The sequence below is a fragment of the uncultured Rothia sp. genome (assembly GCF_916049665.1).
Classification (GTDB): domain Bacteria; phylum Actinomycetota; class Actinomycetes; order Actinomycetales; family Micrococcaceae; genus Rothia.
Genome location: NZ_CAJZIE010000057.1, coordinates 1 through 14,328, shown reverse-complemented (window position 1 = coordinate 14,328; position 14,328 = coordinate 1). Strand labels below are relative to the sequence as shown.

The following is a 14,328-nucleotide window of genomic DNA, read 5'->3' as shown; positions in this document are numbered from 1 at the left end:
GCGTTCTCTCAAGCCCGGTGGAGGTGGCACCCCGGAAGCGAGTTACGCCTCCGCAAGGTTACTACCTCCGCGGGGTTACTTTAGGCCCATGCTTTTAAAGTCCTCATGAGCTTTGAAATACTGCAAGACCTGCGGTCGGGTCAGAAGAACAATGATGGCGATGTGCAGGGCAACATCAATTACGGTCTTACCTAGAACCAGCAGAACCATGACATTGGGATCTCCATAGTGGTATGCGCCTGCTGTCCTCGCCACTTCTAGGATGGGCATACCAGCCCGGCTCAAAACAGGGAGCATCAGCACGCTCGATAGGGTGAGGAGGATGTATAGCACACAGTCAACGATGACCAGTATGTGCGCCCAGCGGGCTCCTTGCCAGAGCTGCCAGATGACGAGCCCGCCGATAGCGGTAAAGCCAATCCATGAGAAATCATTAAAATCCACACCATCCCAGGCCATCATGTAGAGGGATGATAGGGCTGCCAATACCATCACAGCGATTGCACAGCCCATCGCAGCGCGCAGAGCGGCAGGTTGTGAAGGGACGTAGACTACCCCATAGGGGCCCGGTGTTCCGTATGAAGGAGCGGGTACGCCCGGAACCGGAAAGTTCGGTGCCATAGCGTTATTGGGCTGAGCTGCCTGCGGTGCCGGATTGGCGCCCGGCGGGTTGGGAGCGTTGTTAAACATCGTCGTTCTTTCTTGTATGTGCCCCACGCTGATGCGTGAGCCGGTGATTGTTCAAGTGATTGTTCTATCCCCCTGCTGGCTCATGCGAAACCTGCATTAGGGGTGGGCGGGGTATGCCCCGATTGGTTATGTCTTCTGCAACACGAGTTAGCGCACGCCCATGCGTCGCAGGTCTCCACGCATTTGGATGTAGCGTCCCACCTGCGGCTGGCAGAGAAGAACAATGATGAGGATGCGGCTGATGAAATCAAAAGCTATCTTCGCGTAGAAGACGTGAAGAGTCATAAACGGGCCAAAAAACATAGCTCTGGCCGCTTGCGTACTATAGTCCTCGGTCAAAAAGACGTGATAAAAGAAAGCTACAACCACAATATCCAGAAGCATGCGTAGCGCGCCCTCGATAATAATCACTACTCGTGCCCACTCATAGCCCTCGTTGAGGCGCCCGGCAGCAAATATTCCAAAAACCATATAGAAGATCATCGTAAGCCCCCCAGTCATGCCTGCCAGCATATACGCAAACGTGAACTCTAGACCCACAATAGGCTGTTGGGGATACGTAGACAGGAACACTATCATGAAGATGAATACAATCTTGATGGCGAGGGGGCGCGGGGGAAGATTGCTGGTTACCTGAGGGCTAGGCGCACCGTGTACGGGTCGAGCACCAGTAGGAACCGGAGGCTGAGGTGCCACTGCTGCGGGTGCTGCGAAGTTCGGTGCCGGAAAGTTCGGTACTGCGGTATTAGGCTGAGGCACCTGAGGTGCCAGCGTTCCCGCCGAGGCGCCGGAAGTATTGTTAAACATCGTCGTTCTTTCTCTCGTATGCTCGCACTATGGTGCGCAAATCGGTGTTTGTTCCACTTTTTAGGTAGATTTACGTGAAACCTACCTAAAAGAGTTATTTGATGTAGTTAGTTGAGAGAATAATACTTTTTCAGTATAGGGTAAGCTCTTCGAGGGAAATAGGTTTTTTATAGGAAGAATGGAACCTTTTAGGCAACTCAAAGGGTTTTACCAGCTAGAAGATTGCGATGTTTAACGCGAAAGGGTGGGGATACCGTTTGGTATCCCCACCCTTTTCATACTCTGAGTCTTTTGGTGATAGTGGTGTCGTCTGAGGCAAACGCCCTAGTTGAGGCGGTTCCCGCCCTCGTTGGAGTTCAGGTCAGGTGCCGGCGGATTCTGGCCGACCACCTGGCTATGCGACGTGCTGCCGGCAGTCGTGTACGCCCAGACAGGGGGACGGGTCAGTAGCACAATAATCCGGATGTAGAGGATAGTAAGGACAACACCAACTGCGGTACTCAAGAGAAGAGAAATCGCCAGGTCCATAGAGTCGTAGGACTGCAAATATTCCATCAGCCAGGTGAGATATCTGGAATCCATGAAGAAATCTTGCGCAAACCAATACATACGGCTCAAGACCTCGTAGGCGCTACACACGAGGATAAGTATGTGCGCCCATCTGTGCCCTTCCCAGGTCTTCCAGAAGAGGAAAATCTGGATAAGAATGAAGATGAGGGGGAAGCCCAGCGTGAAGAGAAGAGACAGCGCCCCCAAGCTGGAGGTTAGATTCTTAAGGAGTATGAACGTTTGAATATTCCTGAAGAGCAACAGAATAATGATGACGGTCATGCACCGCTTAGCGCTGCGCAGGGCCTTCGGGCGTACCCGACCTGCATGTTCGGAGGCGGTAGGGGCAGTGTAGCCGACGGTCGCCTCCCGGTAGCCGGTAGTGGTGTGTTCAGTACTGGCGTGCCCGGAGGCGCTGCCGCCGGGTGTGTTGTCCTCTGCCGCGTTATTGCCCACCGCACCGCTGCTGAGGGCGGTGCTGTTGGAGGCGGCGTTACTCTCTGCCGTGCTATTTTCAGCCTCGTCGGAGGGCAACAGCACACTGTACTCGGGAACCGTGTACTCCGGGTCATTCAACGGTTGCTTCGGGGTACGTTCTGACATCGTCATTCCTTTCTCCCCTGGCACCCACCCCGCGCTACAGTGCACGGGGCGGGCATTAAAGAGTCTTACCCCAAGGATATAAGGAGGCGCGCCGCACCCCAGGAAGACGTTACCCTTTCTCAGCGTATTCAGAGGTACCCGAGTCACCACGTGCACCATTCCGAGAGCCAGCCTCGGAACTCCTGACGTTGGTGCCCCTATTCTATGTGCCCCATCCAGCGCTACGGTGAGGGGGACGAGGGTTGTTTCTCTCTGATGAGGTACGTTCGCCGTCCTCATCATCAGCGAAAAGCTCTCGAAGTTCCGCCGGGACCTGACCGGCAGCCTGTCTCGTCTCAGACATCATCTGCTGGTGTTCTAGTGCACGTGCCCCGCTAACGATTTGGGTGTACGTCCTAATAGGAGCACGAGTCAGCAGCACAATCATCAGGAGGTAAAGAACGAGAGTAAAAACGCCGCTTACGATACGCACCAGGCTGGACGCCGCAGCCGCTCTAGAGCTTAACCCCGAGAAATTATCCGCAAGAATAAGCACACCGCTAGCAGCCGCGAGAGCGCAGTAGATGATGGTAAGTACGCGCGCCCACTCGCGGCCCTCCCAGATCTTCCAGAGAACAAAAATCGGGATGGCGGAGAGGATGAGGGTAACCACCAGGGCAGAGAAGAGAACACTCACCACCATCTCAAAATCGATATACGACCGGCTGAGAATCGGCAGAAAATTACTCAGGGGCCCCAGCACGATAATGGCGGCAGCGCACCACATGACGCTGCGCATAGCCTGCGGACGCTCCGGAATTACCTGCTCGGAGGCGGCAGCATAGCCGGCGGTCGCCTCCCGGTAGCCAGTAGTGGTTTGCTCAGGGGTGCTGGCGTGCTCGGAGGCGCCGCCGCCGGGTGCGTTGTCCTCTGCCGCATTACTCTCTGCAGTGCCGCTGGGGGCTACATTATTGGAAGCATCCGGGCTTGCCGCCGTGCTGTTTTTAGCCTCGTCGGAGGGCAGTAGCACGCTGTACTCGGGAACCGTGTACTCCGCGTCATTCAGCGGCTGCTTCGAGTTACGTTCTGACATCTATATTCCTTTCTTCTCTTCGCACCCCGCCCCGCACGCTGTAGCACGGGGCGGGTGGCAAAGAGTCTCCCCATGGGGAGGGGCTTCCCGCCCTAGTTGAGGCGGTAGCCTTCCTCGGTGTACACGGAAGTATCCTTGTAGCCGCGCTGTTCGTTGCGGGAGTTCTTCCGCGCACCCGCACGACGGGGCGTCTTGTACTGCTGGGCGACAGCCTCTTCAGCCCGTCGGTTAGCTTCCTTTTCTTCCCTGCGTGTCTGCTCTTCTTCCAGGTGAGTACGCGTTTCTGCGTCTGCGCTCTGATGACCAATGACATGACCGTCACCGGCGTTCGCCTGCTCGCGTGCTTCCATCCGTGCCAACCTCGCGGTAACCATAAACAACCTGGTGGGGCGGCTCAAGAGCAACACAACTATCAGAAGGGAAAGGAGCGTAATCAAGGTATCAGCAACATTCTCAGACAGCACAGCTGCCGCGTAGTACTGAGAACTCCACGTCTGTGTGCCATCCAGCAACCGGGAAAGATAACCAGTTGTCAGGAAGGTGTTCACAAAATCTATCAAGCCCCTGATAGCTATAAAAGCGAAGCTAATAAAGATGACGACATATGCCCAGAATCGGCCCCTCCACAGTCGCCAAAGGACAAACATCGGTATGGCGTGCTCAACGAGGAGGAGCACTACACCGGGGATGATGAAACCCACCCATAATTCGACGCCACCGGCTGAACGCCCATCAATCATATGTAGGAAGATTTTATGGATTGCTTCCACCGCCATAATGGCGACAAAGCATCGCATGACGCCGCGCAGCGCCTTCGGGCGGGGCGGGAGCACCACCTTAGGGGCGGCAGGCGCGGTGGAGGCGGCAGTCGCCTCCGCACCCTCGTGCGCTTCCTGTTGGGGCTTACCCGACCTGCCAGCGGACGCGCCGCCGAGGTTAGGCTTTACACCCGCCTTCTGGGCGCGCTGAACCTGCTGTATCTCAGCCAGCAGGCGGTTCTTCTCCGCCGGGTCCTTCGACAAAGCATAATCGGCGGAAAGCTCACGCAGCAGCTGCTCGGTAGATTCCTTAACCGGCCCCTCGTCTTCCTCGAGCTGGCGAAGAACATCCTCACGGGTCGGTTCTTCCTCATCATCCGCCATGCTGTCCTTGATGATCTGCATCTGCTTCCGAATCGCCGCGGGGCTCGGGACCACGCCCACAGCCGGGCGAGTCAGCAGGAACAGGAGAACAGCGCTACCCGCCGTAATCACCCCGACCAGAGCCTGCGACACCATAGACGAGGCGGCATCGGGATGCGATACAGGGTCAAGGGCGGTAAACGCGGGGAAAAGCACCTGCGCCAGACCAAAAACGCCGGCAAAGGCAAGAACACCGCTCAAGGAGCACAGCAGAAGGTACAGCATTATCAAGCGGCGCGGATTAATGTACCCATCCTTGACCCAATCCAGAACAATCCAGAGGAACGGCACCACCAAAATAGCGTCAGGTAGAACCTTCGGCAGGGCATAGCTAAGGAACGAGCCGACGTTCACACTACGACCCGCAGTAACGAGAATCTGGTACGCGTCCAATAGGAAGTACACCAGAATGAGCATCATCGCGATGGAATACGCTTTACCGAGAATCGCCATTCCCCGGTCGAATTGCTGCTCCTTATCGCCAACTATGCCGAGGTTTCTTTTCGCCTCTTCAAACGCCGCCCGCTCATCATATGTGCGCTTAGCAGCGCCGTGGGTAGTCTGCGATGTGGATTCGTGCGCAGGTTCGGAAGTAGGGTGCACGAGTCATCCTAACTGTGGTTGGGTGAATAAAGTTATCGGTGAGCCGCAGGTCCGGGACCCGCAGCCAGAATCTATAGGGCTAAATCAGGTAGTCCTCGCTGCGGCGCAAACGCCAATCACGGCGCGCCTCCATGTAAGAACGCGACTGACGCGACCACACCAACGCCAACGCCACCACACACACCAGCATGTACGGCGCAGCAATATACACCGGCGTGTACAGCGGGGAGGCGCTACTGAGCAGCAACTCAACATCCTGGCTCGGCGCACCATTCAACGTACCCAGAAGAGCCGCAACCGCCAGCATAATCAGCAGGGACGCCAACACACCCAACGCCAACGCCACCGACAGCACCAGCGCCGCCCAACGGTAACCGCGCAGGTACGCCACAGTGCAGAAACCGTGCAACGTCACGTTACCGAAGGCGCTCACCAGCAAGAACATCACCGGATAGTACGCCTGTGCCTCCACCAGCGACTGGGCGCGCCAGGTTGAAAAATGCGACAGCTGCGTCGTCGCATACGTGACACCCGTGTACCCGATCAGCACCAGCCAACCCACGGCAATAGCGAGCAGAACCCAACCCGCCACAGACACGAGAGTCGGAGTGGCAGGCTTCGTAGGATGCGTGGTGTTCGGGGCGGATGGCGGAGAGGACTCGACGGCGGACATAGCGGAATCTTTCGGATGTCGGCTGATAGTGTGCGGAAGATGTATGAGCGAGTGTGTGGTGTGTGGGTGGCGGCGCGGCATTCGTCTACCGCGCCGCCTCAAAAAACTTTAGGCAGAAATAGACGGATCAACCGTCGCAGAAATACTGTCAGGTAACGACGGCGAATCTGCCTGATTCGCCATCGCAATCCGCAAGTTATTGAAGCGGTAAATGGTCAGCAACGATAAGCCAACCTCGCTCAACCAGACCAGGCCCAAAGCAACAAGTATCAGTAGGGGGTCTAGGCCCATGGAAACCCCAGCCCAGTCAAGCATCAGCAGCAGGAACGTAATCGGTGAAAGCACCAGCCCCACCGCCACATACCCAATCAGGGAGCAGATAGCCCAGACGCTATACACGGAGGCGTCCGCCGAATCACGCGGAGGGCGCATCAGCGGCCACATCTGAACCACCAGGTAAAGCGCCGCCACAAAACCAAAGCAAATCGCCAACGGCTGCGTGTACTGGGAAATAATGAGGCCTTCAACGATGCTCAAGATGCACAGAATAACGGCGCGGACCAGCAGGTTCTTCTTGAGCTTCTGCTTGCGCTCCTTCACCTCATCGGCGGTGTAGGTGCGCAGAAAAGCGGGCAGCTGACCCTGCCCCGGGAACGGCGGTAGAGGACCCGTCGGATGCGTACGCACCACAATCGGCGGGTTCGTACCATCCTGAATGATGACGGTAGAAGTAGCCGAAATAACCGGATGCGAACCAGTCACCACCGGCGGCACGTTCAGCGGAACGGACACCTCCGGCGTAGCAGGAGTCGCGTGGCGAATAGGCGCCTGATAGCGAGTCTGCACACTGATATCTTCATCCGGATGTTCTGCGGATGAAGCGGCATCTGTGTTCAGGTGTGTAGCGCCCATGGGTGACCTCCTGGCAGGTGCTGGTCGTGTTTCTGTCTCTACCGTATCACGCGTACTTTAAGGGAATCTGAGCAGTAGCTGGGCGTCGCAGGCAACGCCGCCCAGCATCATTACTTGCCCCCGTTGAGGCGCAGGTTAGCCCTGCTCCGCCGCCTACGAAACCTCCGCGTTCGGCTCTGCTACCTTCTGCTCTTCTGCATTCTGGCGCTCTTCTTCCGCCTTCTTCCGCTTGCTACGGCGCAGACTCCTGCGAACCGCCAAACTATAGAACAGCGAGAACAGGATCTCCAACGCGAAGGACCCCATCACCGTCAGCAGGCTCACCGTATAGAACATGCCCACACGGTCCAGCAAAGTCTGCGGGCCGTGCAGGGTCACGAGTACATAGGTGAAGAACGCCGTCATGATGGCAGCCGCAACCCCGGATGCCACATTCGCAAGCAGCACCAACTTCACCGAACGGTTCGCCCGGTAAATCATGGCAAGCCACATGTGCATCACCAGGTACACCAGCGGCACCGCACCAATCGGAAAAAGCGTGACGCGAATGAAGTAATAAACAATAATCAGCGAAGGAACCACCAGCAGGAGCACACGCACCAGGTAAAGGTTCTTAGCCGGCAGCGGGTACTCACTGGCAACATTCCAGAACTCGTCAGCCTGCTGCTCCAGCTCCTCAATCGCCTGCAACTGCATGAGCTGCGCCTGCGACATGTGCTCCTGTGACATATGCTCCTGCGGCACAAGATCCGAGGAACCCGCCACCGGCGCAAGCTCAGCAGCAGAAACCGGTTCGCCCCTCCGCATACGAGCGGAATCAGCCATACTAGCCCTCAAAAATACCGCGCGAACGGTCCTTACGCACGCTCTCAGCAGGGAAAATACGGCCGCTCATGCTGATGTACACACCCGGCTCCAGCAGGTTCAGGGCGGCAATAGCGGCACCCAGGTTGAAGCCGGCATCCGAACGAGCCATCACGGCGGGCTGCATCGCACCGGTCAGCACCACAACCTTATTACCGAGGTTGGCGTGCTCCACCAGGTAGCGGGCGGTCTCCGGCATAGTGTCGGTACCGTGGGTGATGAGCACCTGGTCGTTGGTAACAGCGTTCAGCGCCTCGGTCAGCTCGGCACGATCCTCATCGGTCATGTCCAGGCTGTCCTTGCCAATCAGCGGGCGAATATCGAAACGCACATCAGTGATAACGCGGTCCAGCAGGTCCTTAGCGGCAGGCTCACCAATATCCATGGTGCCCGCCACCGAATAGAACTTATCGATCGTGCCGCCGGTGGCAAGAATCGTAATCTCTTCAGGGTTCTTAATGGTGACGCTCACGGGGGTTCCTCATCTTTTCAGGTCAACGTACACGAATCAAAAACTGCCAGACCAACCCGGCAGGACACGCCCCACCACACGGAATCAACACGGGGTAAAAACCCCGCACACGAGGGTGAAGACGCAAAAACCCGCCGACCCCCGCAAAGCGGGAGGCGACGGGTCGGCTAGTGCGCCCTGTGGGGCTCGAACCCACGACCTGCGGATTAAAAGTCCGTAGCTCTACCGACTGAGCTAAAGGCGCTCCTATCCACACAAAACTGAAAGTGTGCAGATAGAAATACTATACACTACCGGCTCCCAGCCAATGAACGGTACACTGGAAAATCCTATGTCTACACCCGCATCATCAACCGGCGCCTCCGGACGCTCACGACACCGCACCCACCACCGCCCCGTCCTCTACTCCGTCGAAAAGTTTGAACGCCACGAAGGCGGCATGGACCCCGCCGCACGCGAGGAGGCGGCACACGCCTCCGCACGCATCCTGCTGATGCGCGGACGCGGCACCGACGAACAGATGACCGAGCGGCTCGTCAGCTTCACCGACGACTACGGTATCGAGATGCTCGCCGAACTCTGGTCGCACGCGAGCGCCCACTCCCTGCCGGGTGCGCTGTGGCGCATGTACTGGCTGCGGGATACGGTGCACCGTTCGCCTCGCGGGGTGAGCCGTGCCTTTGAGATGGGCATGGCGGAGGATTACCGGTCGCACGTGGTGGCGGGTGTTCCCGACCCGCCCGGTGCCGATGAGGTAGTTCGTACGATTGATGAGATTCTGGCGGGCCTGTACACCGGCGATATGGACATTGCGATGGAACGCTGCGCGGCGTTTGCGCACGTGGTGGCGTTGGGTATTCGCGCCGACTATGCGCGTTCTGCAGGGCAGGATGGTGCGGTTCCGGGTAGCCACGAGGTGAAGCGTGAGGCGGTGGAGCGTCGTGCTCGCCTGCCGCGTCAGGCTCAGCAGATGGAGCAGATTGCGCACGATTTGGAGGCGGTCGCCGCCCAGCTGCGCGCCGTTGAGGCTGGTCAGCAGGCTAACGAGGGTTCGGGGGCTGATTCTGTGCAGGAAAAATCGCAGACCAACCTCGAAGCATTCTAGTCTTCTGCACCGTTTAGCCGCCCAAAAATGCGGGTTCGTGCCGCGAATTGGCACAGGTTCCACATTGGGTCGCACAGGCGTGAAAAGCCTGTTTCCGATTGACTCTGCGCCGGGTGCGGGTGGATAATAATTACAAGATGTCGGGTTGCTAATAGGTAGCCCCGGGCTCCAAATCTTTAGCCGCTTCGAGCGGCCTTCCGCCGAGAGGCGCTCCCAACCCGACATCCCTAAACGTTCCGGTGGGGGTCGAGAAATCGACCCCCACCGTTTTATGTTTAACTCCGGTCAAGAAGCCGCTGTCAGCTTGGCACGATTGCGCATAAAAACCGGGTGCCCGTGAGATACCCAGGAGCTACGCGCACCCGCAACCCCCAATACTGGTTAGACTGGGAACTATGCTGCACCGACTTTTCCCCCACGCTAACGAATCCCTCGCCTCCCTCGCTGAAATTTCAGCGCAGGTCGGTGAGGCCGCCGCGTTGCTCTCAGAAATGGTCGGCTCCCCCGTCGCGGAATACCCCGAACTCTTCGAACGCATGCTCACCCACGAAGCGGACTCCACCAACCTGCTGTTCCGCACCCTCACCGAAGTGCGCAGCTCCTTCTCCCCACCGATTCCGCGTGAAGACCTGTACACGCTGGCACGCAAGCTCACCAACGCCGTTGAGAAGCTCACCAGCGCCGCGCACGTACTGTCCCTGCACAGCATTGACGGCTTCGCCACGCACATCACCTCAATCCTGGACATTATTCAGCGTCAGGCGGTGCTGACCGCCGCCGTCATCCCCAAACTCGCCGATATTCGCGGCCTCGACAACTACTGGATGGACATGCTGCGCATCTCCCGCCAGGCACTGCGCACCGCCGAAGAATACGACGCGTACATCGCCGAACGCTACACCCCCGAACGGTACCGCCGCTACGCCACCTTCCTGGCGCAGCTGACCGCCGCCTCCAACGCTATGCGTGATGTGTCCGCCGAAATCGGCCGCATTATCGTTCAGGAATCCTAATGCTCCTGGGTCTTCTCGCCTGCTGCGCTTTTATTGCCGCGGTCTACGTCACCGGTGTGCACGACGCCTCCAACTCCGTCGCTGTTCCGGTGCGTACCCGCGCCCTCGGCGAGCGCTCCGCCCTGTATCTTGCCGCGCTCTTCAACGTGCTCGGCGTGGTCGGTGCGTTCCTGCTACTCGGGGAGTATTCCGCCTCGTGGGTGAGCGCCCCGGACGGTACTACCGGCCTGAACGGTATTGTTGCGGCGCTGCTGGTCTGCGCTATTTGGGGTGTGCTCACCTGGTTCCTACGGTTGCCGTCCTCTTCAACCCACGCGCTGGTCGGTGCCCTCGCCGGCGTGAGCTGGTGGACTCAAACGAGGATTGACAGCGCCGCTGAAGGCTTCGGGTCTCTCTCCTTCCTGCCGCATATTTTCGGGTCGACCCTGCTGCCGCTCTTCTACCTGCCGCCGCTGATTTTTCTGCTGTCCTGGCTGATGGTGGTACCGTTCTACCGGCTCGTGGTGGGGCATAACCCGCGCCTGGTGAATCAGCACGCCCGCGAGGTGCTGGCGGTGTCTGCCTCCGCGATTTCGCTGCTGCACGGCCTGCAGACCGGCTACCTGTACTTGCTGCTGTGGGCGCTGCTAAGCGAACGCATCATGGACCCGGCGCTACTCCAGTCCCTCACCAGGGGCGGGATGCTGCTGGGCGCCCTCATCATTGCCCTCAGCCTGGGTGCGGGCACGCTGACCGGTGGCCGCCGCATCGGCTACACCTTCGCCTACAAGATGGTGCGTCTGGATCCCTTCCGCGGCGCGGTCGCCCAGGGCACCACCGCCGTGGTTCAGGTGCTCGGCTACTTCCTGCTGCAGGTGCCGTTCTCCTCCTCGCACCTGGCGACTGCATCGGCGCTCGGCGCGGGCGTGAACCAGCGTTTTAATGCGTTGAAGTCCAGGATTGTTCTGCAGATTCTTCTGGTGTGGCTGGTAACCATTCCGGCGTGCTTTGTGCTCGGAGTGCTGGCGATGGTGGCGCTACAATCCATCAGCTAGTTTTTAGCGGCGGTGCATGCCTCTGCGTGCATGCTGTTGCGGCGTGAACGGGCGGCAGGTTGAGTCTGAACGGTGGACACCTTCATAATGGGTTGAGTTCTTGGGCTGGCACGCGCCCATTCACCCTCGACTGATTGTGGTTATGTCTTCTCCTACCGTAGCTATTCTGGTCCGTACAAAGGACCGCCCCCGATTCTTGAGCCGCGCCCTGGAGAATATTGCGCAGCAGACCTTCACCGACTACACGGTCTGCGTGATCAACGACGGTGGCGACGAGCAGGCAACCCGCGCCGTCATTGAGGCATCCCCGTTAGGTTCCAGCCGCGTGCAGCTACTGACCACCGCCGGCGGCAACATGGAGGTGGCCTCCAACGCCGGTTTGGCGGCGACCGTCTCCAAGTATGTGGCGATTCACGATGACGACGACCTGTGGGCACCCGAGTTCCTGGAACGCACCGTCGCGGCGCTGGAAGAGAGCGGCGCGCTCATGTGCACCACCCGCGTTGTAGAGCGGTACGAGCGTGAGAACGCCGACGGCGAGTTCGAGGTGTACGAGGAACGTATTTTCCACGACGGCCTGCCCGGCATGGGTTTGCAGTTCCTCTTCCGCACGAACCGTGCCGTGCCGATTGGTATTCTCTACCGCCGCAGCCTGCACGAGCTGGTCGGTTTCTATGACGAGTCTCTGCCGGTGGTCGGCGATTGGGAATTCAACATGCGTGCCGCCAAGGTTGCCGACATTCTGCTGGTGGATGAGCCGCTGGCGTACTGGTCGCTGCGCCCCGACGCGGAGGGTTCCGAGGCGAATAGCGTGAAGCGCCAGGCTGATCACGCCCGCTTCGATTCGATGGTGCGTGCCCGCGCTATCCGCGAGGATCTGCAGGCGGGTGCCCGACCGGGCGCATACCTGTACCAGGCGCATTTGGCGGCTGACCTGGAGCGCCGCGTCATTGATGGGCACGATCTGACCCGCGAATCCCTGGACATTCTGCGCTCTATTGAAAGCCGCCTGGAGCGTATTGAGGCTCGTCAGCAGGCTATTGAGTCCCGCCAGCAGAGCATCGAGGAGCGCCTGCGGGTTCTAAAGTACCTGCGCGCGCCCGGCCGTGCACTGCGTTCCTTTGCGCAGCGTTCGCTCAATCAGCGTTCTCAGGCTCGTCGCGCTGACGGTGCTAGCGAGGCTTGTTCCACCGGCAAGAAAGGCTCATAGCCGTGACAGAGAATAACCGTTCTACTAAAGCACCGCGCGTGCTCGTCATCGGCGATATCGGCCAGCACACCTACCACGTGGGCGACGAAGCCATGACCATCGCGAGCGCCCAGGCGCTTTCCGAAGGCGGCGCGGCGGTCACCCTCATGACCCGCGATGTGGACCATTCGGCGCGCTATATCGGCGCGGCTGCTCATGAGACCGGCGAGCCTTACAAGTACATGCCGTTCTTCCTCTTCCCCTGGGCGCCGGCTGAACGCGAGCTGACTCTCGCGGCACTCGAGAGCGTCCTGGTGGAGCTACACGCTGACCGGGAGCGCCCCTCCACCGCCGAACTGGTGACACTACCGCAGGTGCAGGCGCTACCCGAGGTGCTGCATCCGCTGGAGCAGACCGTCGAGCGAATGGTGGGCTTCGCGGACGCGATCGCCGCCATGGACGCGGTCGTGGTCTCCGGCGGCGGCAACCTCAACTCCCGCTACGGTTGGCTGCTCTACGAACGCGCCGCCGCGGTGTGTGCCGCCGAGCATGCGGGCGTACCCGTGTACGTGACCGGCCAGTCCCTGGGCCCGGTCCTCAACCCCGAGGACGCGCAGGTTCTGGAGCGCATGCTGCGCACCACCCACTCGGTAACGGTGCGTGAACGTTCTTCCCTCGCTTGGTGCCGTGAGCGGGGTATTGACGCGCGCCTGAGCGTGGACGATGCCACCGACTACCCGGTGGCTTCTCCGGCGCGTACCCTGCACTATGCGGAGGGTATGTCCGCAGGTCAAGCGCTGGATGAGCTACCGGAGCACTACGTCTGCGTGACCGTCAACGAGTGCACCGACCAGCAGGCGCAGCAAATCGCGCGTCTGCTCGACGGCATGTGGCGCGAGCACGGCTATGCACCCGTCTTCCTGAGCCACTACGGTGACCCGCAGGCCCCGTCAAGCGGCGATATTCAGGCGCACCAGCGCATCGCCGAGCAGCTCAGCGCCTCCACCCCGGCGACCCTGCTGCCGATTCTGCACGCCGACCAGAGCATCGCCGTGCACCGTGCGGCGGCATTCACTCTGACCAGCCGCTACCACCCGGCGGTCTTCTCAGCCGCGGCGGGCATTCCCGTGCTCGCCCTCGTGCCCGACGCGTTCACGCAGATGCGCGTGGGCGGCGCCCTGCGCCAGTACGGGCTGGGCGAGTTCACCCTGCCGTTGGGCATGCTCGCCGGTGGCGTTCCCGAGTTGATGGTTGCCGCAGCCCTGCGGCACGCGGCGGTGGCATCGGATGCGCGCCGCACCGAGCTGCTGGAGGTTCTGCGAGCCGAGCGTGCCTACCTGCTGGCGCAGATTCTTGCACACGGTGAAGAAAAGCCGGGTGAAAGCACGACACCGGCACCTTTCCCCGCCGTGGAGCAGGTTCCGGCGCTCCCCGAGCCGCTGGGTGCGACCGTCCGTGCCGCCCGCGAGCTCTTCACCGAAACCTCCCTCACCGCGGGGTTCGAGTGGGCAATGTCTGACCGGGCGCACTCCTGGGATGCCGAGCACCGCCGGCAGCTCGA

Annotated in this window: 14 protein-coding genes and 1 tRNA gene; 5 read left to right on the top strand and 10 right to left on the bottom strand. The window is 59.8% G+C overall.

The window, feature by feature from the left end:
• Nucleotides 1–75: 75 nt before the first annotated feature.
• The 10 genes from QZ540_RS06525 to QZ540_RS06480 form a co-directional block, all read right to left on the bottom strand.
• Nucleotides 76–690 (bottom strand): hypothetical protein, encoded by a 615-nt coding sequence (locus QZ540_RS06525; protein WP_294628586.1) that lies wholly within the window; start codon nucleotides 688–690, stop codon nucleotides 76–78.
• A 147-nt stretch (nucleotides 691–837) separates the two neighbouring features.
• Nucleotides 838–1,497: a hypothetical protein gene (locus QZ540_RS06520; RefSeq protein WP_294628584.1), complete on the bottom strand. Its 660-nt coding sequence runs from the start codon at nucleotides 1,495–1,497 to the stop codon at nucleotides 838–840.
• A gap of 324 nt (nucleotides 1,498–1,821) precedes the next feature.
• Nucleotides 1,822–2,649, bottom strand: coding sequence for a hypothetical protein (locus QZ540_RS06515; RefSeq protein WP_294628582.1), 828 nt, complete (start codon nucleotides 2,647–2,649; stop codon nucleotides 1,822–1,824).
• 202 nt (nucleotides 2,650–2,851) lie between these two features.
• Entirely contained in the window at nucleotides 2,852–3,721 is an 870-nt protein-coding gene (locus QZ540_RS06510) for a multidrug ABC transporter permease (RefSeq protein ID WP_294628580.1), read from the bottom strand.
• A gap of 92 nt (nucleotides 3,722–3,813) precedes the next feature.
• Nucleotides 3,814–5,505: an ABC transporter permease gene (locus QZ540_RS06505; protein WP_294628578.1), complete on the bottom strand. Its 1,692-nt coding sequence runs from the start codon at nucleotides 5,503–5,505 to the stop codon at nucleotides 3,814–3,816.
• A 79-nt stretch (nucleotides 5,506–5,584) separates the two neighbouring features.
• Entirely contained in the window at nucleotides 5,585–6,178 is a 594-nt protein-coding gene (locus QZ540_RS06500; RefSeq protein WP_049349909.1) for a multidrug DMT transporter permease, read from the bottom strand.
• A 108-nt stretch (nucleotides 6,179–6,286) separates the two neighbouring features.
• Nucleotides 6,287–7,024, bottom strand: a complete 738-nt coding sequence (locus QZ540_RS06495; protein ID WP_294628576.1) for an organic solvent tolerance protein OstA — start codon at nucleotides 7,022–7,024, stop codon at nucleotides 6,287–6,289.
• A gap of 219 nt (nucleotides 7,025–7,243) precedes the next feature.
• Entirely contained in the window at nucleotides 7,244–7,915 is a 672-nt protein-coding gene (locus QZ540_RS06490; protein WP_294628574.1) for an amino acid transporter, read from the bottom strand.
• A 1-nt stretch (nucleotide 7,916) separates the two neighbouring features.
• Nucleotides 7,917–8,426: an asparaginase domain-containing protein gene (locus QZ540_RS06485; RefSeq protein ID WP_294628572.1), complete on the bottom strand. Its 510-nt coding sequence runs from the start codon at nucleotides 8,424–8,426 to the stop codon at nucleotides 7,917–7,919.
• Nucleotides 8,427–8,597: 171 nt separating this feature from the next.
• Nucleotides 8,598–8,670 (bottom strand) — tRNA-Lys (locus tag QZ540_RS06480).
• 87 nt (nucleotides 8,671–8,757) lie between these two features.
• Between QZ540_RS06480 and QZ540_RS06475 the strand changes: the two genes are divergently transcribed.
• The 5 genes from QZ540_RS06475 to QZ540_RS06455 all read left to right on the top strand — a co-directional run.
• Nucleotides 8,758–9,531 (top strand): histone acetyltransferase, encoded by a 774-nt coding sequence (locus QZ540_RS06475; RefSeq protein WP_294628570.1) that lies wholly within the window; start codon nucleotides 8,758–8,760, stop codon nucleotides 9,529–9,531.
• Nucleotides 9,532–9,926: 395 nt separating this feature from the next.
• Nucleotides 9,927–10,544, top strand: a complete 618-nt coding sequence (locus QZ540_RS06470; RefSeq protein ID WP_005504391.1) for a hypothetical protein — start codon at nucleotides 9,927–9,929, stop codon at nucleotides 10,542–10,544.
• On the top strand, nucleotides 10,544–11,578 hold the full coding sequence (locus tag QZ540_RS06465) for an inorganic phosphate transporter (RefSeq protein ID WP_294628569.1): 1,035 nt from the start codon (nucleotides 10,544–10,546) through the stop codon (nucleotides 11,576–11,578). Before QZ540_RS06470 ends, QZ540_RS06465 begins: the two co-directional genes overlap by 1 nt.
• Before the next feature lie 142 nt (nucleotides 11,579–11,720).
• Nucleotides 11,721–12,788, top strand: coding sequence for a glycosyltransferase family A protein (locus QZ540_RS06460; protein ID WP_294628566.1), 1,068 nt, complete (start codon nucleotides 11,721–11,723; stop codon nucleotides 12,786–12,788).
• 2 nt (nucleotides 12,789–12,790) lie between these two features.
• On the top strand, nucleotides 12,791–14,328 hold a 1,538-nt coding region (locus tag QZ540_RS06455; protein ID WP_294628564.1), incomplete at its 3' end, for a polysaccharide pyruvyl transferase family protein.

What these genes read in the sequence shown, in the direction of transcription:
- QZ540_RS06525 (WP_294628586.1), bottom strand. Translation starts at nt 690, where the DNA reads ATGTTTAACAACGCTCCCAACCCGCCGGGCGCCAATCCGGCACCGCAG.
- QZ540_RS06510 (WP_294628580.1), bottom strand. Translation starts at nt 3,721, where the DNA reads ATGTCAGAACGTAACTCGAAGCAGCCGCTGAATGACGCGGAGTACACG.
- QZ540_RS06475 (WP_294628570.1), top strand. Translation starts at nt 8,758, where the DNA reads ATGTCTACACCCGCATCATCAACCGGCGCCTCCGGACGCTCACGACAC.
- QZ540_RS06490 (WP_294628574.1), bottom strand. Translation starts at nt 7,915, where the DNA reads ATGGCTGATTCCGCTCGTATGCGGAGGGGCGAACCGGTTTCTGCTGCT.
- QZ540_RS06465 (WP_294628569.1), top strand. Translation starts at nt 10,544, where the DNA reads ATGCTCCTGGGTCTTCTCGCCTGCTGCGCTTTTATTGCCGCGGTCTAC.
- QZ540_RS06520 (WP_294628584.1), bottom strand. Translation starts at nt 1,497, where the DNA reads ATGTTTAACAATACTTCCGGCGCCTCGGCGGGAACGCTGGCACCTCAG.
- QZ540_RS06500 (WP_049349909.1), bottom strand. Translation starts at nt 6,178, where the DNA reads ATGTCCGCCGTCGAGTCCTCTCCGCCATCCGCCCCGAACACCACGCAT.
- QZ540_RS06470 (WP_005504391.1), top strand. Translation starts at nt 9,927, where the DNA reads ATGCTGCACCGACTTTTCCCCCACGCTAACGAATCCCTCGCCTCCCTC.
- QZ540_RS06515 (WP_294628582.1), bottom strand. Translation starts at nt 2,649, where the DNA reads ATGTCAGAACGTACCCCGAAGCAACCGTTGAATGACCCGGAGTACACG.
- QZ540_RS06460 (WP_294628566.1), top strand. Translation starts at nt 11,721, where the DNA reads ATGTCTTCTCCTACCGTAGCTATTCTGGTCCGTACAAAGGACCGCCCC.